Raw genomic sequence first — 22,284 nt, forward strand, 5'->3', positions numbered from 1 at the left:
CTCTTTGAGTTGGGGGTTTTTTATTGACTTCATCATGTATTCTCATTCAATAGGAAAAATATATAAAATCTTATTGGCATACCTCTCAGGCTAAAGCTCTAGCCTTTCACCTGGCCTCATCATGGAGTTTTCGTCATGATAGTTGGGCAGGGGAAAGCCTGTTTAAATTTTTCGGTGTCGATGATTAGGCGCATTTTGTTTTTTACGATAAAGTCATGCGGAAAGTCATTGTTCGAAGAGTGTGTGGGTGTGTCTAGTCCGTTGCGTTGAATGAAACAATACGGGTCTTTTTTCAATCAATACAAGTTGTTAAACCCAAGCTCTCGCAAATGTGCACGTGCTGCAAATTCATTCTCATTGCCAAACGTCGTACTTGTTTGACTGGTTGGATGCTGGGGTGTTACTTGCTTGGGAACATGTATGGTTGGTCAGCTTTTATCGTTCTAACAAGCAGTTGCACTCAGCAAAAGGCGGCCACAATGAGCCTTGATGCTTTGAGTTACAAATAGCATCTTCTTTAAGGTCTCCGAGACACTTTGGCGCATATCAGTCCCATTGATCGTTCACGAGTTTTTACGATATTTGTAGTGCTATCCGTTATGTTTTTATCTATCTGAGCGATTTTTCAATATTTTGCTGCACATGTGCTAATAAATTCACCACATTATCTGATATGGTCTATGAGTAATGCCGTGTAGTCAGTGCTGCTTAGATTTCTCGGGAGCTTTTGTCGTCTAAAACGGGATAGGCATAAGCGATACTAAAAGCACTGAACTAAGGATTTTGCTCCTGTATTTCGTTTGACTTTTGTGCTGTACGTGATATCTCCTGTAAACGTGTCGGCCTTTAATATGCGATGTTTCAACTTCAATTATGGCTTGAAATAGCCAGTGCAATACGTTAAGTTAAACTTGTTCAACTTTTAATTGATAGGCTGAAACTTCTAGATTGAATCCGTCAATGGATTGACCATTAATAAAAAAACCAGCATAAAGCTGGTTTTTTGTTGTGATGCGCACAAAACTACATGCCCAATGGCGCATTAGATTTGAAATCATTACTTTGAGAGCCTGAAGCACTAACGCGACGTGCGCCGTTAAAACGTGATTTCCAATAAGGCGAATCAACCCTGTCAAAGCGTACGCTTGAACCCGTGCGCGGAGAGTGAAGAAATGTACCGTTGCCCACATAAATGCCAACGTGAGAATAGGCAAAGCCACGGGTGTTAAAGAACACCATATCGCCAGGACGCATGTCAGCAACATCAGTGATTTTTTCGCCGACTTGGCTTTGAGCCGAAGCGACACGGGGCAAGCTCACTCCTACCGCATTTTTAAATACGTATTGGACATAACCGCTGCAATCTAAACCTGTCGTGGGAGATGTGCCACCAAAACGATATTTGACGCCAACCAAATCCATGGCGCGTGAAAGTAATTTTTGAGAAAAAGAGTCATCGGCCAAAGCGGATGTGCTACTTAAAGCCAAAGATGCAGTGATTACCAAGCCAACTACGGCTCGGACTGTGTGCTGTAAATTCAATTTAAAAAACATGTAAAACCTTTTTTGTCAAACAATTGACCGCAAAGTGTTGTCTCAAATACGCGTTCAATTGTGTTGGCATCAGGGAAAGGCTCGTTGTAAGTATAGGTAACCTGAATGCTTGATTGTAAACCAACGCGCATTCTACATGTATAATTCCCTACTGTCAATAATGGATAGGTTGTTTTGAAAATAAAGAAAAATATGGATTCAAATGGGTTTATTTATATCCATTTGCTTTATTTTCAAAAAAATCAACTATTGCGCTGGAGGGACGTAGCCTGCTGCCGCATCCGCACCGTCGCCAAAAAAGAATGCTTCGGCCTGTTTGAGAAGGTATTGGCGTGCGCGTGGGTCAAGCATGGATAAACGGTTCTCATTGATGAGCATGGTTTGATGCTTTAGCCATTGCGCCCAAGCTTCTTTAGATACGGTTTCAAAAATGCGTTGACCGAGTGCGCCTGGAAGAGGGGGGAATTCTAAACCTTCGGCTTCTTTGCCGAGGCGGATGCAGTTAACAGTACGTGACATAAAGCTCTCAAAAAGGGAATCGGTTAAAGGTTGAAGTAAAAATAAAAAATCACATGATTTTTTTGATAAAAATTTGTGACTTGCGTTGCCAATTGTACATGCGTTTTTTGTCGGCTGGCAAATCGTCGACATGACCTGCGGCGAAACCATGTTTTAAAAACCAATGGGCTGCCCGTGTTGTGAGCACAAAGAGCTCTTTAAATCCTTGTTTGCGTGCGCGTTTTTCCATGTGCGCCAGCATGCGTTCGCCTAAGCCCATGCCTTGCATATCGGGGTCAATTGAGAAGCAGGCCATCTCGGCCATTTTATCTTCTGGAAATGGATATAGTGCAGCACAGCCCAGAATCACATTGTCATGTTCAATGACGCTGAAGAAAGGCAACTCAGTTTCAAGCTTTTCACGCCCGCGGGCCACGAGGGTGCCGTTTTCTTCGAGCGGTGTAATGAGTTGCAAAATGCCGCCCAAATCGTCAAATGCCGCTTCGCGCAGGGTTTCAAGCAAATTTTTTGTAATCATCGTGCCGACGCCGTCGTGCTGGAATAGTTCCAGCAACAAAGCACCATCGGTGTCAACAGGAACGATGTGCGCACGAGGTACGCCGCTTTGGACGGCAATCCATGAAGCACTTAGGCATTGGCGTAAAAAGTACCCTAAAGGCATTTGCTCCGACATGGCGCGCGCTTGTTCGACATCGAGTTCAGGGATGGTCGCGTTGTCTTCGCCAACGAGGTTGTCGTGTGACAGTAAAATCAATTTGTCGGCGTGCAGTTGACTGGCGACGGCCGCAGCGACTTCAGGGGTAGATAGGTTAAACACTTCACCTGTGGGCGAGAAACCGAGTGGCGAGAGCAGGACAATTTGTCCTTGTGCCAATTGGCTATTAATGGCTTCGCGGTTAATTTTTCGCACCACGCCCGTATGTAAAAAATCAATGCCGTTGAGTACGCCCACGGGTTTTGCTGTGATGAAGTTACCCGACACCACGTTAATGGAGGAACCCGCCATGGGGGTGTTGGGCAAGCCCTGAGAAAACACCGCTTCGATTGATAAGCGCAGTGCGCCGCAGGCTTCTTTGACCGCCTCTAGGGTTTGTGCGCTTGTGATACGCATGCCGTTGGCAAACTCGCTGTTGATGCCGCGTAAACTCAATTGACTTTCAATTTGCGGGTGAGCACCGTGCACCAGTACGATGCGCATGCCCATTGCCTTTAGCAAGCTGACATCGAACACCAAGTCTTCCAGCCGCCCTTGTTCAATCAGTTCTCCACCAAATGCAATGACAAAGGTCTTGTCACGAAATGCGTGCACATAAGGTGCGACACCACGCAACCATTGGACGAAAGGAGTGGGGTTGTTAATCAACGAGGCTGGATGGGTGCTGGACATGGTGTAAAAATGAGGGGCAATTGGATAAACGCTGATTGTACCGCAAAAATAAAACAAAACTTTTTAAAATAAATATCAACTCAAAACCTTTTGATTCAGTGTCTATTGGGGTTGGGCGTGGATAAGGTACGTTACGCGACTTGAATATTTAATGATAACCTTAACGGATGCTCTCGTTTATAATCAAGCCCGATTGTTTGATTGATGGTTTGATATTTGCCGACTTCTGCAGCCGCTCATCGTTTGATGGGCTTTTCTTTTTATATTCAAAAATGAATTCACATACGACATACACCGCGAGCCAACGTCAAACCGCTTTGATGTGGGCATTGATAGGCGCTTTGTGCTTTTCGAGCAAAGCCATTTTAGCCAAACTCATGTACCGCGAAGGGGCCGATGGCGTCGATGTGTTGACCTTGCGCATGATTTTTTCGGTGCCTTTTTTCATTGCGATTGGTTTTTGGGCGCGTCGCACTCGACCTTATCGCATGACTTTTAGTGATGTGTGGCAAGTGTGTGTGGTTGGGTTGTTTGGGTATTACCTAGCGAGTTTGTTTGATTTTTTGGGCTTGCAATACATCACGGTTGGATTGGAGCGTTTGATTTTGTTCTTAACACCGTCCATGGTCTTGGTGATATCCAAATTCACTTTGAAAAAACACATTGATATTAAGCAGTGGTTGGCAATGGTCTTGGCATACGCGGGGATTGTGCTGGTGTTTTGGCATGAATTGGATGTGGGCGGGTCGAACATCGCGCTTGGTTCAACATTGATTTTTGCCAGTGCCTTATCGTATGCCGTCTATTTATTGATGTCGGGTGAATTGGTGCGCCGCTTGGGGGCGATGCGTTTGGTGGCGTATGCGATGGTGGTTTCTACGGTGTTGTGCGTTATGCATTACTTAGTGCTGCGCAATTGGCAGGGTTTGTTGGGTAAAAACTCGGTCGTGTATGGCTTGTCTCTGCTCAATGCCGTATTGTGTACGGTGACGCCTGTGGTATTGACCATGCTGGCGGTCTCGCGTTTAGGCTCGTCGATTGTGTCACAGGTGTCTATGATTGGACCCGTTGCGACAGTGGGCATGGGTTATATTTTTTTAGGTGAACCCATTACCTTGACTCAGACAGCGGGTACGGCTTTGGTGATGACTGGTATTTTTTTAGTGGGTAAGGTGGCCGCTCAGAAGCCAAACAGTGCGGCAAAATGAGTTAAAGCCCTATAAAATGACGGTCAACGGTTGTCCACGACAAATAGATAAACGTGGTCAAAACATTCAAATTTGAAATCGGGGCAACAATCCATCGTTTGCCCCGTGTTATTGCGAGTACACATGATGAGTCAAAACACTTCTGCACCTAAAATTGGTTTCGTTTCTCTCGGCTGCCCTAAAGCCTTGGTTGATTCGGAAGATATTCTCACAAAGCTAAGAACCGAAGGCTACAGCATTTCGCCGTCGTATGAAGATGCTGATTTGGTTGTGGTCAACACCTGTGGCTTCATCGACAGCGCGGTACAAGAATCGCTTGATGCCATTGGTGAAGCCTTGCACGAAAACGGTAAAGTCGTGGTCACGGGGTGTTTGGGTGCGCGCACAGACGGCAATGGTGACAACATGGTTCGCGCCATGCACCCGAAAGTGTTGGCGGTGACTGGGCCACATGCGAGTAATGAAGTGTTGGATGCTGTGCACTTGCACTTACCTCGGCCACATGAGCCATTCATTGATTTGCTGCCACCGCAGGGCATTAAACTCACGCCGAAGCATTATGCGTATTTAAAAATTTCCGAAGGCTGTAATCATCGCTGTACATTTTGCATCATTCCATCGTTACGCGGCGACCTCGTGTCGCGCCCGATTGGTGACGTGGTGCGAGAAGCAGAAAAACTGGTTAATTCTGGGGTCAAAGAATTGCTCGTGGTTTCGCAAGACACCAGCGCGTATGGTGTTGACGTGAAATATCGCACGGGATTTGTCAATGGTCGTCCTGTGAAAACACATATGCAAGAGCTGGTTGGTGAATTGGCACAACTTGGCGCATGGGTGCGTTTACATTATGTCTATCCGTATCCGCATGTCGACAACGTCATTGAGTTGATGAATCAAGCCGCGGTGAATGGTCACGGTCGAGTTTTGCCATACCTCGATGTGCCTTTTCAACACGCCCATCCACGAGTTCTAAAAGCCATGAAGCGCCCAGCGAATGGTGAAAAGGTGCTTGAGCGTATCCAAGCGTGGCGTGCGGCCTGCCCTGACTTAACCATTCGCTCCACCTTTATCGCAGGCTTTCCATCTGAAACAGAAGCGGAGTTTGAATACCTACTCGACTTTTTGGATGAAGCACAACTTGATCGTGTTGGTTGCTTCGCCTATTCACCCGTGGATGGAGCGGTGGCGAATCAAATTGAGGGCGCGTTGCCAGAAGAAGTGCGCGAAGAGCGCACCGCGCGATTCATGGAAAAACAACAAGGCATCAGCACCGCTCGCTTGGCTAAAAAAGTGGGCAGCGTACAAACCGTCTTGATTGATGAAGTTGATGAAGACGGTGCCATCGCCCGCTCGATGGCGGATGCGCCTGAAATTGATGGCGTGGTGTATATTGATTACACCGAAACGCCGTTGCAAGTCGGGCAATTTGTTGATGTGAAAATTCACGCCAGCGACGAGTACGATTTGTGGGGCGAGCTGGTTTAAAAAACGAGACGGGTGCAACTTGAATGTTGCAACCTGTTTCATTGCAATTTATCTAGGGGCTTTGTCAAAACGTTATGAAAAAAATATCCGTTGCATGTGCAGTGCTTTTAAGTTGTTTGACTGCTTCAATCGCCGTTGCCAAAAATCCCTATCCTGTCGCGGGTGTGTGTCACGGCCTGCCTAAAGTTGATGTGAGCACCATCGCAAATACATGTTTGGCGGTTGTGGCCAGCGATTTAAAAATGCCGCGTGGCGTCTTACCGCTCTCGGATGGGGATATTTGGTTGACTGAAATGGGCTCTTGGGAGCGAGGTCGTGGTCGTCTCAGTCGCGTGCAAAAAAATGACAAAGGCTATGAGCGCACCACCATTTTGGACGGTTTGGATCGGCCACATGGTTTGGCATTAGGGCCTGATGGTTGGATTTATGTGGCAGAGGCAGGACGGATATTGAGAGTAAATCCCAATGTGACCGTGTTTGACAAACGCAATGGCTATGAAATTGTTATGGATGACCTGCTCAAAACAGGATTACACCCGTTGAAACAAATTGCTTTTGATGCAAAAGGCGATTTATACATCAGCATGGGGGCGCAAACCGATCATTGCGAACGCCCCCAAGCGTCTGGTGGTGGCGTTGAGTTCCCTTGTCAAGAAACACAAGGCGCACGTGCGACCGCTGCGATTTGGAAAGTGAATTTGCGTGAAGGAAAGCGCATCGAAGTGTTCGCAAGAGGCGTGCGCAATGCCATGGGCGTGACTTTTTCAGCCAAAGGCGATTTGGTTGTGACTGAAAATGGACGCGACAACATCAGTCGGCTCGATAAAAAACTCAACGATGCCACATTGCCACATGATGCGCTGATGGTGGTTACCCCTAAAGCCGATTACGGCTGGCCTTACTGTTACGATGGCAATCGCCTCAATCCCGAGTATCGCTCATACAGTCGGGCGTGCATCGGTAAAGCAAAACCCAATGTTTTGCTGCCTGCCCACAGTGCGCCGCTCGGCATCATGCGCTATGCAAATGATGGTGTGATAACAGCGCTACGGGGACAATATTTAATCGCGCTGCATGGCTATCGAGACACGGGTCATCGTTTGGTGGCGATGCCTGCATCAGGTCAATTGTCGGGGAAAACATCGGATGTTGTTAGTCGATGGGGCGCGCGAGGCGACCAGCCCATGGGCGCACCCGTTGATTTGAAAGCCTCACCTTCAGGGCTTGTTTACATGACTGATGACCGAAACGATGCGTTGTTGGTTTTGTCAAATCAGCTGTGAAGCCATGAGACATGAGTGCCTCTTAAACCTAATTTTTATTGAATAGGCGGGAATACGCGGCTCTCAAAGTCATGGCTGCGCTAACTGGATGAACTCATCTAAATCAAAAAACTGCAATCCTGCAATCACCTTATCGGCTTGAGTTAAAACCGAGGGCTCGCCAATGCCTATGGCGAACATGCCTGCGCTTTTTATGGCTTGTATACCCGCTACGGCATCTTCGACACCGATGCATTCGGAAGGGGATAAGCCGAGTTGTTGTGCACCTTTAAGAAAAATTTCTGGGTCTGGCTTGCCATTGATGACGTCGCGTGCATCCACGATGGTATCGAATAAGTCGGTGACACCCAAACGCGCCAATATGGTCGAGGCATTTTTGCTGGCGGATGCCAAGCCTGTGCGCAGGCCCGCAGCTCTTATGGACTCGAGTGCGGCGCGCGCGCCGGGCAATAAATCCGCAGTGCTCATGTCAGCGATGAGCTCAACGTATTCATCATTTTTTTGCGCCGCGTGAACTTCTTTTTCCGCGTCGCTGAGGGTTAAGCCGCCGTGTTTAAGAATCAAGTTGAGCGAGTCCATGCGTCCAACTCCTTTTAATGTTTCGTTGAAAGCATGGTCAATATCGAACCCAAGGCGATGAGCGAGCTTTTGCCATGCGATGAAGTGAAATTTGGCGGTGTCGGTGATGACGCCGTCGAGGTCGAAAATAAAAGCTTTGATGGATGACATGGTTCCCTCTTGTGTGCGTGTGTTTTAGATTAACTACTTGATTTTGAAGCGAACTAAATGCGAACCACTGTATCTTGAGCTGCAGTGATTTGCACGGGCATGCCTTTGTGCTCAATATCCAAAGTCGCGCCCTCAAGCAAGCGGTATGTGGCTTCGCTTTTGTCAATGCGGACTTGCAGTAGGCAATTTTTGATGCGCACATTGAATTGGTAATGTGTCCATTGCTTGGGTAAGAAGGGTGAAAATTTAACTTGCTTGCCAAATGTGCGTAGACCAGCAAAGCCATAAACCACTGACATCCAAGAACCCGCAAGCGCGGCCGCGTGTACGCCGTGTTGTGTGTTGTGGTGCAGGTTGTCTACATCTAAACGTGCAGTTTGCATGAAGTAATCATAGGCTTTGTCGGTGTAGCCAACTTCTGCCGCCATGATTGAAAAAATACAAGATGAGAGCGACGAGTCATGTGTGGTGATGGCTTCGTAGTAATCGTAATTGCGTTTTTTTTGTTCTACACTAAATTCGTGACCCAACAAAAGCAAAGCCAGGACAACATCGGGTTGTTTACACACTTGGTGGCGGTAAATGACCAGAGGGTGAAAATTTAATAATAAAGGGTATTTGTCGCGTGGCGTATTGGCAAAGTCCCACAAGGGCTTTTCAAAAAAAGCATCGTCTTGCGCATGAATGCCGCGCTTGGCATCGAAAGGCATTTTCATGTGGGCGGCTGCGTCTTGCCATATTGCTATTTCTTCAGATGTCAGGTCAATTTTGGTGCGCAGTTCGTGCAATTTTTCGGGGTGGTCTTTGGATAACCATGCGACCAAATTGACCGCGTATTGCAAGTGATGGCGAGCCATGGCATTGGTAAAAAGGTTGTTATTGACGAGAGCGGTGTATTCGTCTGGGCCTGTGACGGTATAGATGCCGAACTGTCCTTGTTCATCAAATCGCCCGAGAGCAGGCCAAATGCGTGTCGTTTCAAACACCATTTCCGCGCCGTGCTCAAGCAAAAAGCTACGGTCATCCGTGACATCGTTGTATTGGCGAACGGCGTAAGCGATGTCCGCGTTGATGTGGTATTGAGCCGTTCCCGCTGGAAAATACGACGAGCATTCAGGGCCTGTAATCGTGCGCCAAGGATAGAGCGCGCCTTTGGTGTGCGACATTTCACGCGCCCGCGCCCGTGCTGCGTCTAAGGTGCTGGCACGGTACTCAAGCAGTCGACGCGCAATGTCGGGGCGGGTGTGCAAGAAAAATGGCAACACATAAATCTCTGTGTCCCAAAAATAATGACCGTCATACCCCGCACCCGTCACGCCTTTGGCCGCGATATTGGTTTTGCCATCTCGTCCAGCCGATTGCAAGAGATGAAATTGACCGAACCGCATGCCCTGCTGCAAAGAGTCATCTCCACCAATTTCAACATTTGCATTGAGCCAAAATTCATTTAAATAAGCCTCTTGTTCGGCCACTAAACCATCAAAGCCGATTGTTTTTGCTGTGTCTAATGAGTGTTTGGCGACGCGGGTCATGTCGTCCGAGTCCACGGTTTGGCTGGTGATGTATGCCCCAAATTTAACCACGCTGATGGCTTGGTTTGCCTCAGCAATTTTTGCGAACACAACATTGGTTTGTTGTTCATCGTGAGCCAGCCTTGTTGGCGTTTGGTCGTGAGTGACGCTGCTGACAACTTTCAAATCGCTGTGGTGCGTGCCGTGGGTAAACGCAGCAAAATCCTCACTCGATTCAAAAGCAATATAGTCCAAACTACCGCCAAGTGATGCGCCCACACGAGGGTCGTCGCCTGCCATGAGTGCGCGTGGTAAATTGGTGATGCTTGATGTGATACTGATGTCCCCTGTAAAGTTCAACGGTGTCAGTGCGTAGCGAACGGCGACAATGGACATGTGTGTAAAACTCACCAAACGCTCACTAAGGATACGAATTTTTTGCCCGCTTGGGCTGGTCCACACGAAGCTGCGGGTCAATACCCCTGTTTGAAAATCAAGTTGACGGCTGTAATCGCTGATGCGGCCAAGGTTTGCGTCAAAAGGGATGCCGTCAATGCTGAATGTCATACCTGTCACATTAGGCACGCGAACAATAAACTGATTGGTGTGAGCAAAGCCATAGGCGGCTTCTGGATACACAATCGGCTCGCTTTCATAAAAACCATTGATGAACACGTCATTTTGCATCGTGCCCGCCCAAAGTTCACCTTCTTCTTGCGCACCGCGTACGCCAATTTGCCCATTGCCTAAGCAAAACAGTGTTTCATGCAACGCAGCTTGTGCGCTGTCAAATGAAGACTCTCGAATGCCCCACGGCTCGACGGCGATATGAGAATGACTGCTGTGTTGAGCGTTGTGGTGCATGAGTCTTCCTTTATTTAATCAGGTTATTTTATTAAAATATATTGATTCTACAATAAATATTTTTGGGTTGTAAGTTAATTGTATGGGTGTCGGAGTGAAAGCACAGGGCGATGCACATGCTATTGTGAACATAAGTGTATCAATTAAAAATTTATTTTGTATTATCATGATTCAAAAGGATTTAACAGGATTCAAAAGTTAAAGCACATTTATTGGGTGTGTATATCAGTCAGCATCGTTGTTGATTATTCGTGATGGTCCTGCCGTTGATGTTTTTCACAAAATATCTTTCGTGGTGCGGAACAACTCCTCAAGTGTTAACGTATTTATGGCTTGGCTTGAGAATCATTTTCAGCTCAACGTTTGTAGAAAAAATAAGAAAGAGTAACCATGGCTGTTTCAGTATTTGATTTGTTCAAAATAGGTATTGGCCCTTCAAGTTCGCATACCGTCGGCCCTATGCGTGCGGCAAAAATGTTTGCTGAATCTTTGCAAAAAAACGAATGGTTGGCGCAGACGAACCGAGTGCGCGCGCAAATGTATGGCTCGCTCGGTTTGACAGGCGTCGGGCACGGCACAGATAAGGGCGTTTTGCTTGGTTTGTTGGGTTACTCGCCTGATACCGTGCCGATTGAAACGGTGCAGGATGAGCTGGATAAAATCGCTCTTGACCAGCGGATTTTTTTGTTGGGGACGCATGAGGTTGGCTTTAGCCTGAAACACGATTTAATCTTACACCGCCGCCAAGCCTTAGCCGAACACCCTAACGGCATGAAATTCACGGCTTATGATGCAGATGACAACGCGATTGTTGAGCGTAAATATTTATCGGTCGGCGGTGGCTTTGTCGTGACTGTGGGTATGGATCCAGCCCCCGTGCTCGAAGCATACAATGAGGTCAAATACCCATTCGCCAGCGCAAAAGAGTTGCTTGCAATTTGTGAACGAGAGCGCCTTACGATTGCGCAAGTCATGTTGGCGAATGAGCAGACATGGCGCAGTGAAGCCGAAGTGCGAGAAGAGCTTATTAAAATTTGGCGCGTCATGCAAACATGTGTGGCCCGCGGCTGCGGCATTGACAATCCAGATGCAACAGGCTATCTCCCAGGTGGCTTGAATGTGAAACGCCGTGCCGCCGAGCTTTACACGCAGTTGACCAAGCACGCCGAACGTGCACTCGCCGACCCTTTGTCGGTGATGGATTGGGTGAATTTATACGCCATCGCGGTCAATGAAGAAAATGCAGCAGGCGGGCGTGTTGTGACCGCGCCGACCAATGGTGCAGCGGGTGTCATTCCTGCGGTGTTGCATTATTACGAACGCTTTACCCCAAATGCACGTCCGAATGATAACGAAGGAATCATTACCTTTTTGCTCACTGCAGGCGCGGTTGGGATTTTGTACAAACTCAATGCCTCAATTTCAGGAGCGGAAGTCGGCTGCCAAGGCGAAGTGGGTGTTGCGTGTTCGATGGCGGCGGCGGGTTTAGCGGCGGCGCAGGGCGGCAACACAGCGCAAATTGAAAATGCCGCAGAAATTGGCATGGAACATAATCTCGGTTTGACATGCGACCCCGTTGGCGGCTTGGTGCAAATCCCTTGTATAGAGCGCAACGCCATGGGGGCAATCAAAGCAGTGAATGCCGCTCGCATGGCGCTGCGAGGCGATGGTGCGCATCATGTGTCGCTCGATATGGTCATCAAAACCATGCGCGATACGGGCGCAGACATGAAGAGTAAATATAAAGAAACCGCCAAAGGCGGCTTGGCGGTTAATATGGTGGAATGTTGAGTGCATCATTCAATAACCCATGCGGCGACTGCATGTATGAAGACGTGTAAAATGTACCCTTGTCATGAGGTGTCGTGAGGCATTGAAAATCATGGTGAATGAGCAGAAGCTAGATTATTTACATGGTTAAAAAGGACTCTGTTATGAAAAAAATAGTATTGATTGTGTCGGCGTTTATGTTGGTTTGTGGGGTTCAAGTTGCTTCGGCCAAAACGTCTACACTAACCCTGTCTGCGGGTAAAGCCGTGCATTATCAATGTGATAATGGCGCACGAGTCAGCGGCATTTACTACAACTTATCCGACAATAGTTTGAGCTTTGTTAAACTTACATTCAACAAAGAGCAATATACTTTGCCCAGCGTGGTCGCGGCCAGTGGGGTGCGTTACAGTGATGGGCGCATGCTTGAATGGTGGGAACATGCTGGCGAAGTGCTATTTAATCAGGAAGTGAACAACTCGTCTTCGTCTGCTGTTGTTTGTAAGGAAGTTGCGACGCATCGTTAATTTGAACGCATCAATGGGTCGTGAACATACCAGCGCATGACAAGCAGCAACCACGGTTTTTAAAATCGCGTAAAATGCACAAATATGGATTGAGGACAAAAGTGCAGCTTGGCGGTAAATGAAGCTGACCGCTTTTTAATAGCCAACATCAATTCGTCAATAGTCAAAAGCCCTGCTCAAGATTGGGTAAAAATTTAATATTGAAAAGCGGATTTAGCAGAATCGCTTTTTATTTTTTAAGGAAAACACATGAAGTTGTATTTTTACGCAGGGGCATGCTCGCTCGTTCCGCATATTGTTGCTCGTGAGTTAAATTTAGATGTGACCGCACTTGCTGCGCCACGTCCAGACGACGCAGGCCGAGCAGAATATTTAGATAAAGTCAATCCGCTGGGTGCAGTGCCTGCTTTGCAGTTGGATGATAATCGTGTGTTGACGCAAAACTTGGCGATTGTTGAGTACTTGGCTGCTCAAGGTCAAGCGGGCATTGTGTATCCACAGTTGGGTACGTTTGAGCATGCACAAGCCTTGCGCTGGTTGTCGTTTGCCAATTCGGATTTGCACCCAGCATTTAAACCATTATTTGCACCGCAACGTTTCACCACAGACGAGGCGAGTTTTGACTCAGTGAAAGACTTGGCGAAAGACCGTGTTTTGGACTTATACGCTTACCTGAACACAGAGTATCAAGGTAAAGATTGGATTGCGGGCAACCAGTATTCAGCGGCAGACGTTTATATTTATGTGACCTATCGCTGGGCCACTCGCATGGGCTTGGATGTATCACCTTTTGCCAACCTTCGTGCCATGGCTGACCGCATTCAAGCTCGTCCAGCCGTAGTTAAAGCCTTGGCCGAACAAAACCAACCTGCCATCTAAAATTTATCACTTCTTTCATTGATGACCCCTTTAAAAAAAATCACCATAGCCACGCGCGAGTCACGACTTGCGTTGTGGCAAGCCCATTTTGTCAAAGCCGCACTTGAGCATCATCACCCAAGTTTGACCGTAGAACTGCTTGGAATGACAACGCGTGGAGACCAAATTTTAGACCAAAGCTTATCGAAAATTGGTGGCAAAGGTTTATTTGTTAAAGAATTGGAAACCGCTTTGCAAGAAGGGCGTGCTGATTTAGCGGTGCACTCGCTCAAAGATGTGCCGATGGTGTTGCCAGAGGGTTTTACGCTCGCATGCGTGATGGCTCGAGAGGATGCGCGCGATGCTTTTATTTCAAATAAATACAGTGCTTTAAATGAGCTACCCGAAGGGGCGGTTGTGGGCACGTCCAGTTTGCGCCGTGCGGCGCAACTGCGCGCCCGCTTCCCTCATCTGAGTATTGAATCCTTGCGTGGTAACCTTGATACGCGATTGCGAAAATTAGATGAAGGGCAGTACGACGCGATTTTGCTCGCCGCCGCAGGTGTTAAGCGTTTAGGCATGGGAGAACGCATTAAAGCATTATTGTCTTTGGATGATGCGTTGCCCGCTGCGGGGCAAGGTGCTTTAGGGATTGAAATTGCCAATGGGCGCGATGATGTCGCGGCTCTGCTCGCACCGCTGCATGATGCGGATACATTTGTCTGTACGGCGGCTGAACGCGCGGTGTCGCGTGCGCTGGGTGGCTCGTGCCAAACCCCTTTAGCAGCACATGCGATTTTAGAACATCAAGAACTTTATTTACGCGCCAGCTTGGCTTTGCCCGATGGTTCGCGTGTGTTGACTGCACAAGCCCGAGGTGAACGCAGCCAGCCAGAATCGCTCGCTCAAGGGGTGGTGAATCAACTGTACATGCAAGGGGCTCAGTCGATATTAGATGCGTTGCTTGCGTCGCCGCATTAGTTGGTCGTCAAACATGCGCACTGTTGTCTTGACTCGTCCTCAGCCTGTGCATGATGGCGTCTCATCTTTTTTGAGTCAGCGACATGTCCCGCTCTTGTCCTTGCCAACTTTGCATGTCGGTTTGCGCATCCATCCTGAATTTGAGTCTCATCTCCAACACAATTGGAACGCTTATCATGGCGTGATGTTTGTCAGTCAACACGCCGTGCAGTTTGCGGCGCAACGCTTACAGGCTTTAAATTTAAACTGGCGCACTGAGCTTTGGGCGGCTGCGGTGGGTCAAACGACGGCGGTTAGCGTGCAAAGAGCGTGGCCTCATGCTCAGGTGATTTGTCCAGCAGTCAATGAAATGCCCGATTCAGAACGCTTATGGTCAACCTTGCAGTCGCAAACAGCGGACTGGGCAAGCCAACGTGTCCTGATTGTTCGGGCACAAAATGGCCGCGATGCTTTTCTCAATTGGTTACGAGGGGCGGGCGCAACGGTGGACGTGTGGTCGTGCTACCAACGCGAAAACTTGAGCTGGTCCGAGTTGCAATATCATGCTTTTGTTTCAGCTTTGCATCAAACGGGGGTGGTGTTGTCCATCACCAGTCAAGAAGGTTTAAATTCGCTGTTGAACAATCTTCAACACTTAAACGAGCGGGATAAACATACACTGTTACAGCAACCCGTTTTAACCTTGCACCCCAGCATTGCAACGCATGCGCGCAAGTGTGGGTTTGTAAGTGTTCACGTTGCGCCGATTGCCGAGCTTGGCGCACACTTGGCTCAGTTGGCATAATCACCCAATACACCGTAATCCGTTTAAATCCTTGACTGAAAACGCGCAGCTGGCGCGTTTTGTTTTACAATGGACTGTAAGACAAATCCTCCGAATGAGTCGGAGCAATCAAGAGGATCATTATGGACAGCCAACAAAACATCACCCCTAACACACCCGCCAAAAAAGAAGGGTCTTTCAAACGCAAGTTGATTTGGCTGTGCGTGGTCGGCATTGTCAGTGGTTCGGGTTATTTGGCCTATCAGCAAGGCGCATTGGACGGTTATTTACCGACGATGCTGAAAGCACACAAGGAAAGCGCGGCGCAAATAAAGTCTGCTGCTGAATCGCAAGCTCCTGCAGCTTCCGTCGCATCGCCATCATCAGATGCACAAAATGCGGATGCGCCCGCAACTTCGGCTGCACAGCCTGCTGCGACAGCGACGGATTTACAAGCAGCATTGGTGCAGCAGTTGCAACAACAAAGTCGTGGTAATGAGGTGGTCAACTCAAATATGGCGGCCGCCCCGATTGTACTGGCGATTAATGGCGCTCCCGCCAATGCATTGCTGACCGCCTATGACGCTCAATGGCAATGGGCCGGCATCCAGCAAGATTTTACTCAGCGCGCCGATACAACGTTGACCTTGCAAAATGTACAAAACCTCAAAGCACAATTACAAGCGGTACATGAACCTGCCTTTGGCCCTGCTTTAAGCGCACTCGCGCAAGCAGAAAGTCAGCTGAAATTGTGGAGTAGCGTCCCTACGGCGACTTACTTGAGCGATTTACAGCGTGCATTGGTTGCCGTAGAGCAACTGGATGTCAAGACGAATGCACAAAATGCTGAAGTCAATCCTGCCGCTTTATCATGGTGGGAACGCATCATTGCCAGTATGAAAAATGTGGTCGAGATTAAGAAAATTGACAGTGCAAAAGAAGCACAAATGCTTAATCCTGCGACGGCCGCGCTGGTGAAACAAAGTATTCTTGCGCGATTGATGAGTGCGCAATGGGCGGCGCAAACGGGACAATGGCCTCTGGCACAAGCGAATGCCGTTGCCGCGCAGACTATGGCCGTGCAGTGGTCCGACCCCACTGCTTTATCCGCGCCACAGGCATTGATTGATAACAAAGTTTTCCCCGCCGCGCCTGATTTCTCCGCTGTGACCACCGCGCTGCAACAAGCCCGTGCACAATTAACCAGCATAATGCGTGCTCAACAAACTGCCCCTGCTGTCCCTGCGACACCAGCACCTTCAAGCACGCCTGTCCAAAAAGGTGGTGCATAATGAAACAATTTATTTGGTTTATTTTCTTTCTAGCAGCCGCTGCGGGCATAGCCTATGGCTCACGTTACTACCCAGGAACGGCGCAATTTATTGTGGCCTCTCATCAAATCAGCATGTCGATTTATGTGTTCGCGATTCTGTTTTTAATCTTGATTGTGTTGTTTTCAGTGATTTGGCGGATGTATCGTGCGACCATGGGTTTGCCCTCGCGCTGGCGTGATTCGCGGGCAAAGAAAAGAGAATATCGCTCAATTGCTGCGGTGCAAACGGCCACCATCGCTTTACATGAAGGTCGTTGGGCGCATGCGCATAATGCGGCAAAGGTGGCCGCCAAGTTACCTCAATCAGCGGGCTTGGCCGCTTTGATAGGTGCAGCGAGTGCGCATGCACAAGCAAAACCTGCAGAGGCACTTGCATGGCTGGCGCAATTGGATGGCAACGATGTTTTCTCGGATGCCAAATATTTGCAACAAGCCGAAATGGCACTCAAGACCAATGACAGCAGCCTCGCATTGACGGCTCTCGATAAAGCATCGGCCACCGTGCGCAAACACAGCTTGCGTTTTAGAGACTTGCAAATTCAAGCGCATGCCCAATCAGGTCATTGGCATGAAGTGTTGCAGTTGGCGAAAGACAAAAAATGGGGCGTGGCTCAAGGCATAAAAGACCAGTGGTTCATTCAAGCGACTTTGGGTTTAGTTAAAGACGAGGCCGTATCTGCAACATATTTGCGCGGTATTTACAAAGACATGTCGCAAGGCGTTCGTGCCCATGACGAAGTGTTATCGGCCTATGCTCAAGCCATGATTACTCGTGGCGAAAAAGCCGAGGCTCGTCGTGTGCTCGAAGAGGCGCAACGTGACAATTGGCGACCTGATTTATTGAAAGCTTATGTGGCCGCCGCAGATGAAAACAGTGTAACCGCCCAGTTGAAAATGATAGAAGTGTGGGAAAACCAGCGTAACACAGAAGGTAAAAAAGATGCACAATTACTGTGTGCTGCGGGTCTGTTGTGCCTAAAAGCCCAGCTTTGGGGGCGCGCCAAAGCTAATTTTCAAAACAGTCTCAACATTACCCCCAGCATACAAGCGCACTTTGGTTTGGCTCAAACTTATCGAGCAGTGGGTGATGCATCCAATGCGCAGTTAGAAGAGGCCAAAGCCGCGGCTTTGGCGGTGGGTGTTTAAGTATTTTTCATTGCTCCATACATATAAAATGCGTCACTTGATTAAATAGATTCAATAACAAAAGCACTCAAGTGAGCCAAAAGTCTGATAGCAGGGTGTCAATAACGACAATTTATTACACAGTTGACACCCGCTGTCCATCTTCATCATTTTAGTTTTATCTCTTGATTTAATCTTAACTTCTCCTTAGTTGCTGCCCTATGACTTGAGGTATGGACCTTTATTGTCATTTAACTGTACTCGCCAGTCCATTCCTATGAGAAATTTTTGCAATTTTTTAATAAGTTTGAGCTGTGTTTTTTGTGAGTCATCTCTTTTTCTTAAGAGTTTCATACGAATAGCTAAGTAGTCTACCTTTGAGTCAATTTCGTCTGTTTATAAAAACGGTGACTAGACGATGATTTGTGACGTGTCTTTTCAAAATAAAAGCCAATAAACAATAACTAAACAGCCCTGAATGACTTTCAACTTAAGGCTTGTTGTCAAAATGTCAAAACAACATATAAATAAAATTTAAAAAAAACAAAAAATAGCAATTGTTTATGCTAGTATCTATACGTAGTGTTTCTGTTATTTTTATTTCTTTTAATCTTTGCTTTAATTTATGGATTTATTGTGTTTCGACTCGTTAAGAGCGAAGAAAGGTGGGCTTGAGCTGTTTATTTTGTAGAAAGCCAACTGGCTATCTATTCAATTTTTATTTCTTTTGGCTTAGAGGCTGATAACTAATTGTAATAATTAATAAATATGGGGAAACGCGATGAACTTTTCTGACTTTCGCATTGGTGTGGTGGGTTTGGGTTACGTTGGATTGAATTTGGCTGTGCAGCTTTCTAAGCATTTCTCTGTTGTTGGCTGTGATTTAAACGAAACACTGGTGAAGCAATTAAAAGATGGGGTGGACTCAACCAAAGAAGTTGACTTAGAAGATTTGAGAAATACATCCCTTGTCTTGACATCTCGGTTTGATGACTTAAAAAATTGTAATTTTTTTATCGTGGCTGTGCCCACGCCAGCGACTAATGATGGTGCGCCTGATTTGTCTTATGTCGAAAGTGCGACGAAAAGTATTGCTGAGATTTTGAAAAAAGGCGATATCGTGGTCTATGAGTCCACCGTTTACCCTGGTGTCACGGAAGATTTTTGCGTGCCCATTTTGGAGTCCAAAGGGTTGGCTCATTTAGTCGATTTTAATGTGGGCTACTCTCCAGAGCGTGTGAACCCAGGCGATAGACATCACACCTTGACCAATGTGGTTAAGATTGTTTCGGGTGACAACAGCGATTCACTGGAAACGATTAGTTGGGTGTATGAAAAAATAGTCACAGCGGGGGTTTATCGTGCGAAGACCATTAAAGTCGCCGAAGCAGCTAAAGCGTTGGAGAATACACAGCGTGATGTCAATATTGCGCTGATAAATGAACTCAGTATCTTTTTTAATAAAGTTGGAATCGATACGCGAGATGTGATTGAAGCGGCGGGCTCAAAATATAATTTCATGAAGTTTTACCCCGGTCTGGTCGGAGGACATTGCATTGGGGTGGATCCGTACTACATCATTTCAAAGGCTAAAAAAGTGGGTTTGAATGTCCACATTTTAGAAAATGCACGAGAAGTGAATGAAAACTACAGCATTTATGTGTTCCGCGAAATGCTAAAAAAAATGTTGAAACAAGAGAGCTGTATCGGCGCAGCTAGAAAAATGCGGGTGTTGGTTTTAGGTTTAACGTTTAAGGAAAATGTACCTGACATTCGCAATTCTAAAGTGTTTGACATCATTCGCTTGATGGACGAGTTTTCAATCGAGTATGAAGTTTTAGATCCGCAAGCAGATGCTGAAATGGTCTTGGCACATTATGGTGTCTCAATTAATCCTCAGGTTGAGGACAACAGTTTTGATGCTGTTTTGTTGGCGGTGTCGCATCAAGAGTATGTTGAGGCAGGCTGGTCTCTTGCTAAAAAATATTTGCGCAGTGACGATGGTTCGGTTTTTGATTTGAAGGGTATTTTGTCGGTCGAAGGGGCCTGCTCATATAATCTTTGGAGACCATAATGTTAGACTGGCTCACGGGTGTTCTTATTATTTTCGCAATGATAGTCTCTTGTTACCCTGTGCTGATGTACACAAGTGGGCTTTTCATCAATTTGTATTGCAAGCGTTTTGATGTCAAGAGAGACTATTCCTATAAGCCCACGGCGAGTGTGATTTTATCCTGCTTTAATGAAGGGCATACCGTGTACGAGACCATCAAAAGTCTAAGGATGTCTGATTATCCTCAGGATAAATTGCAGATTTTAGCCTTTGATGATTGTTCTAAGGATGACAGTTTTGAATGGATAAAAAAGGCAGCGCAAGACTTTCCTAATGTTGTGGCCACATTAAATGAACGCAATAAAGGCAAGGCGCATACTTTTTTGGATGGCTTGGATTTGTCTACAGCAGAAGTCGTTGTAGGGGTCGATTCAGATTGTATTTTTGATGAACATGCCATTTCTGAGTTGATGGCTTGCTTTACGGAGCCAAATATCTGCGCGGTTGGTGGTCGTGTTGGTATTTCGAATGCCGATGAAACTTGGCTGACGCGTTGCCAAGCTGTTTATTATGCCTTGTCGTTTTTGGTTTTAAAGTCGCCTGAGAAGTTGTTTCGAAAAGTCCAGTGTTTGAGTGGTCCTTTGGTTGCTATTAAACGCGAATGTTTTGATGCGGTCAGAGAGCAGGTCGAGAAAAGAAACTTCTTAGGCATTAGAGTGACGAACGGCGAGGACAGGGCTTTAACTCAGATTTTATTGAGAAATGGTTATTCTACTTACCTCAACACAGATGCTGTTTGTTGGACAGCCGTACCCAGCAATATTTCAGGCTATTTGAGCCAGCAATTAAGATGGCGTCGTTCCGCAGTTGGCCAATGGTTAGATGCACTGGCTCGCTTTCCCATCATGTTCAAAAACAACACTTTTTTGTGTGCATTTTTTAGTTTAATGCCGATTTTTGTGATGTTTAGTTGGAATGTGCTTTTTATCACATCGGGTTTGATGGGGCATTTATTGATTGTGCTTATCAAAATTCTTCTTTTTCACATGTTGCTCTCACCCATATTGGCGCTGGCATTTTTCTATATGAGTAAACATCATCTGAAACGAGAACGTGTGGCGAGTATTGGCGTTCTGACGTGGAGTTTAATCATAATGAGTTTGTGGTTTCCATTCAGTGCATTGTTTGTCACGTTGTTTGCATTGTCAACGTTAGATGATGGTGGTTGGGTTACAAGAGCATAGGCAATATTTGTAATCTTTTAATGAAGTTTTTTGAAAAGGGGAACGGAGATGAACGTTAAAAATCTCAAAGGCATGAATATTCAAAAAACATATCTCAAGATTTATCGAGGTTTTGGTTTTTTTCTGCTCTTGTCATTGCTGTCTTTAATTGTATGGTACATTTTTTTAGTCTTGCTTTTTTTGAGCAATCGAAGCTGGGCGATGCCTTTGATTTTGTCGACCACGCAAGAAAAAGTGATATGGAATTTTGCCCAAATTATATCGCTTGAAAAAGAAATCAATAAGCTTAAGCTCAACAAGGAAAACTTGGGCAATGAGTTGGCTTTTAAAAAGAGAGAGCTGGGAACGAGTGAAATACTTCTTAATCGCGTAGAGATGAGCCTTGCGAATCAGGCAAAAATTTATCAAGCTGAAGCTCAAACAATGAAAAAAGATTTAACCTCTTTTCAATTGGCAGGAGCTGGAGGCGCACGCAATGATGCTTTAACAAAAATAAAAAAAGAGTTGAATGCGGGCTTAATTACCAAAGAGCAGGCCGCAAATTATCTTTCCACTCAATACGATACCATTCGTAAAACTCATCAATCCAATAGTGAAATTCAAGCCAAGATAGACAGTGCTAATACTTTAGGTGGTGGTGCTTTGAGTGCTGATGCCATGATTTTGGAGGCGCAAAAAACAGACCTCGAACAAAAAGTTGAAAGGACTGCTTTAGAAGTAAGCTCGGTAGAAAATGAATTAAAACTCACTGAAAATAGTATTAATGACTATTCACATGTCATCGATGGTTTTTATGACAATATTTACTACGATGCGAAAGACCGAGTCATCAATGCGGCATTTGTTCCTTATGACAACATAGATGGCGTGGAGGAGGGCGATCCTGTTTATGGTTGTGCATTAAAAGTTATTTTTTGTTCAAAAGTTGGCGTTGTGACCAAAGTGTATGGTGCAGAGGAGACTTCTTTCCACTACTTGTTTAAAACAGAAATAAAAGGAAAATTTGTATCCGTTCAGTATAACGACAATTCGTATGCCGATGCGGGCTTAGTGTTCATTGGCCGTAAACCGCTGTTCTTTTGATTTGGAG

The 22,284-nt window shown here is 46.5% G+C and carries 18 protein-coding genes; 13 read left to right on the forward strand and 5 right to left on the reverse strand.

Going from position 1 to position 22,284, the window contains the following annotated elements; translation table 11 throughout:
- Positions 1-1,023 precede the first annotated feature (1,023 nt).
- The 3 genes from DFR44_RS06655 to argA all read right to left on the reverse strand — a co-directional run bounded on the left by DFR44_RS06655 (position 1,024) and on the right by argA (position 3,460).
- Positions 1,024-1,554 (reverse strand): C40 family peptidase, encoded by a 531-nt coding sequence (locus tag DFR44_RS06655; protein WP_133620369.1) that lies wholly within the window; start codon positions 1,552-1,554, stop codon positions 1,024-1,026.
- Between the two features lie 246 nt (positions 1,555-1,800).
- A complete protein-coding gene (locus DFR44_RS06660; protein WP_133620371.1) occupies positions 1,801-2,073 on the reverse strand; it encodes an oxidative damage protection protein in 273 nt (90 codons plus the stop codon).
- A gap of 49 nt (positions 2,074-2,122) precedes the next feature.
- Positions 2,123-3,460, reverse strand: a complete 1,338-nt coding sequence (gene argA / locus DFR44_RS06665; protein ID WP_425459565.1) for an amino-acid N-acetyltransferase — start codon at positions 3,458-3,460, stop codon at positions 2,123-2,125.
- Positions 3,461-3,732: 272 nt separating this feature from the next.
- On the opposite strand from argA, the gene DFR44_RS06670 reads away from it, so the two are divergent.
- The 3 genes from DFR44_RS06670 (at position 3,733) to DFR44_RS06680 (ending at position 7,436) form a co-directional block, all read left to right on the forward strand.
- A complete protein-coding gene (locus DFR44_RS06670) occupies positions 3,733-4,668 on the forward strand; it encodes a DMT family transporter (protein ID WP_133620373.1) in 936 nt (311 codons plus the stop codon).
- Positions 4,669-4,791: 123 nt separating this feature from the next.
- The gene (gene rimO / locus DFR44_RS06675) at positions 4,792-6,153 is read left to right on the forward strand and encodes a 30S ribosomal protein S12 methylthiotransferase RimO (RefSeq protein ID WP_133620375.1); all 1,362 of its coding nucleotides are present in this window, start codon (positions 4,792-4,794) and stop codon (positions 6,151-6,153) included.
- Between the two features lie 74 nt (positions 6,154-6,227).
- Positions 6,228-7,436, forward strand: coding sequence for a PQQ-dependent sugar dehydrogenase (locus DFR44_RS06680; RefSeq protein WP_133620377.1), 1,209 nt, complete (start codon positions 6,228-6,230; stop codon positions 7,434-7,436).
- 69 nt (positions 7,437-7,505) lie between these two features.
- Here the strand turns inward: DFR44_RS06680 and pgmB are convergent, their stop codons facing one another.
- Entirely contained in the window at positions 7,506-8,165 is a 660-nt protein-coding gene (gene pgmB / locus DFR44_RS06685) for a beta-phosphoglucomutase (protein ID WP_133620379.1), read from the reverse strand.
- A gap of 53 nt (positions 8,166-8,218) precedes the next feature.
- Entirely contained in the window at positions 8,219-10,540 is a 2,322-nt protein-coding gene (locus DFR44_RS06690) for a glycoside hydrolase family 65 protein (protein ID WP_133620380.1), read from the reverse strand.
- Positions 10,541-10,930: 390 nt separating this feature from the next.
- Here DFR44_RS06690 and DFR44_RS06695 point away from each other — a divergent pair, with 390 nt between their 5' ends.
- The 10 genes from DFR44_RS06695 to DFR44_RS06740 all read left to right on the forward strand — a co-directional run bounded on the left by DFR44_RS06695 (position 10,931) and on the right by DFR44_RS06740 (position 22,277).
- Positions 10,931-12,331 carry an L-serine ammonia-lyase gene (locus tag DFR44_RS06695; RefSeq protein WP_133620382.1) on the forward strand — a complete coding sequence of 467 codons (1,401 nt, stop codon included), beginning with the start codon at positions 10,931-10,933 and terminating at the stop codon, positions 12,329-12,331.
- Positions 12,332-12,474: 143 nt separating this feature from the next.
- On the forward strand, positions 12,475-12,837 hold the full coding sequence (locus DFR44_RS06700; protein WP_162845189.1) for an MliC family protein: 363 nt from the start codon (positions 12,475-12,477) through the stop codon (positions 12,835-12,837).
- 249 nt (positions 12,838-13,086) lie between these two features.
- Positions 13,087-13,716 carry a glutathione binding-like protein gene (locus tag DFR44_RS06705; RefSeq protein ID WP_133620386.1) on the forward strand — a complete coding sequence of 210 codons (630 nt, stop codon included), beginning with the start codon at positions 13,087-13,089 and terminating at the stop codon, positions 13,714-13,716.
- 21 nt (positions 13,717-13,737) lie between these two features.
- Positions 13,738-14,676, forward strand: coding sequence for a hydroxymethylbilane synthase (hemC, locus tag DFR44_RS06710; RefSeq protein WP_133620388.1), 939 nt, complete (start codon positions 13,738-13,740; stop codon positions 14,674-14,676).
- A 13-nt stretch (positions 14,677-14,689) separates the two neighbouring features.
- Entirely contained in the window at positions 14,690-15,460 is a 771-nt protein-coding gene (locus tag DFR44_RS06715; protein WP_162845190.1) for a uroporphyrinogen-III synthase, read from the forward strand.
- A 122-nt stretch (positions 15,461-15,582) separates the two neighbouring features.
- Entirely contained in the window at positions 15,583-16,731 is a 1,149-nt protein-coding gene (locus tag DFR44_RS06720; protein WP_133620392.1) for a hypothetical protein, read from the forward strand.
- Positions 16,731-17,918 (forward strand): heme biosynthesis HemY N-terminal domain-containing protein, encoded by a 1,188-nt coding sequence (locus DFR44_RS06725; RefSeq protein WP_133620394.1) that lies wholly within the window; start codon positions 16,731-16,733, stop codon positions 17,916-17,918. The genes DFR44_RS06720 and DFR44_RS06725 overlap by 1 nt, the downstream gene beginning before the upstream one ends.
- Before the next feature lie 760 nt (positions 17,919-18,678).
- Positions 18,679-19,971, forward strand: a complete 1,293-nt coding sequence (locus DFR44_RS06730; RefSeq protein ID WP_133620396.1) for a nucleotide sugar dehydrogenase — start codon at positions 18,679-18,681, stop codon at positions 19,969-19,971.
- 65 nt (positions 19,972-20,036) lie between these two features.
- Positions 20,037-21,194, forward strand: a complete 1,158-nt coding sequence (locus DFR44_RS06735) for a glycosyltransferase family 2 protein (RefSeq protein ID WP_246012077.1) — start codon at positions 20,037-20,039, stop codon at positions 21,192-21,194.
- A gap of 72 nt (positions 21,195-21,266) precedes the next feature.
- Positions 21,267-22,277 carry a hypothetical protein gene (locus tag DFR44_RS06740; RefSeq protein ID WP_133620400.1) on the forward strand — a complete coding sequence of 337 codons (1,011 nt, stop codon included), beginning with the start codon at positions 21,267-21,269 and terminating at the stop codon, positions 22,275-22,277.
- Positions 22,278-22,284: the final 7 nt, after the last annotated feature.

Source organism: Hydromonas duriensis (assembly GCF_004363775.1).
Taxonomy (GTDB): Bacteria; Pseudomonadota; Gammaproteobacteria; order Burkholderiales; family Burkholderiaceae; genus Hydromonas; species Hydromonas duriensis.

Bases quoted from the DNA above. Each gene is read 5' to 3' on its own strand.
- DFR44_RS06690 (WP_133620380.1), bottom strand. From the start codon at position 10,540: ATGCACCACAACGCTCAACACAGCAGTCATTCTCATATCGCCGTCGAG.
- DFR44_RS06660 (WP_133620371.1), bottom strand. From the start codon at position 2,073: ATGTCACGTACTGTTAACTGCATCCGCCTCGGCAAAGAAGCCGAAGGT.
- DFR44_RS06740 (WP_133620400.1), top strand. From the start codon at position 21,267: ATGAATATTCAAAAAACATATCTCAAGATTTATCGAGGTTTTGGTTTT.
- DFR44_RS06700 (WP_162845189.1), top strand. From the start codon at position 12,475: ATGAAAAAAATAGTATTGATTGTGTCGGCGTTTATGTTGGTTTGTGGG.
- DFR44_RS06680 (WP_133620377.1), top strand. From the start codon at position 6,228: ATGAAAAAAATATCCGTTGCATGTGCAGTGCTTTTAAGTTGTTTGACT.
- pgmB (WP_133620379.1), bottom strand. From the start codon at position 8,165: ATGTCATCCATCAAAGCTTTTATTTTCGACCTCGACGGCGTCATCACC.
- DFR44_RS06715 (WP_162845190.1), top strand. From the start codon at position 14,690: ATGCGCACTGTTGTCTTGACTCGTCCTCAGCCTGTGCATGATGGCGTC.
- DFR44_RS06695 (WP_133620382.1), top strand. From the start codon at position 10,931: ATGGCTGTTTCAGTATTTGATTTGTTCAAAATAGGTATTGGCCCTTCA.
- hemC (WP_133620388.1), top strand. From the start codon at position 13,738: ATGACCCCTTTAAAAAAAATCACCATAGCCACGCGCGAGTCACGACTT.
- DFR44_RS06720 (WP_133620392.1), top strand. From the start codon at position 15,583: ATGGACAGCCAACAAAACATCACCCCTAACACACCCGCCAAAAAAGAA.
- DFR44_RS06725 (WP_133620394.1), top strand. From the start codon at position 16,731: ATGAAACAATTTATTTGGTTTATTTTCTTTCTAGCAGCCGCTGCGGGC.
- rimO (WP_133620375.1), top strand. From the start codon at position 4,792: ATGATGAGTCAAAACACTTCTGCACCTAAAATTGGTTTCGTTTCTCTC.
- DFR44_RS06705 (WP_133620386.1), top strand. From the start codon at position 13,087: ATGAAGTTGTATTTTTACGCAGGGGCATGCTCGCTCGTTCCGCATATT.
- DFR44_RS06670 (WP_133620373.1), top strand. From the start codon at position 3,733: ATGAATTCACATACGACATACACCGCGAGCCAACGTCAAACCGCTTTG.
- DFR44_RS06735 (WP_246012077.1), top strand. From the start codon at position 20,037: ATGTACACAAGTGGGCTTTTCATCAATTTGTATTGCAAGCGTTTTGAT.
- argA (WP_425459565.1), bottom strand. From the start codon at position 3,460: ATGTCCAGCACCCATCCAGCCTCGTTGATTAACAACCCCACTCCTTTC.
- DFR44_RS06655 (WP_133620369.1), bottom strand. From the start codon at position 1,554: ATGTTTTTTAAATTGAATTTACAGCACACAGTCCGAGCCGTAGTTGGC.
- DFR44_RS06730 (WP_133620396.1), top strand. From the start codon at position 18,679: ATGAACTTTTCTGACTTTCGCATTGGTGTGGTGGGTTTGGGTTACGTT.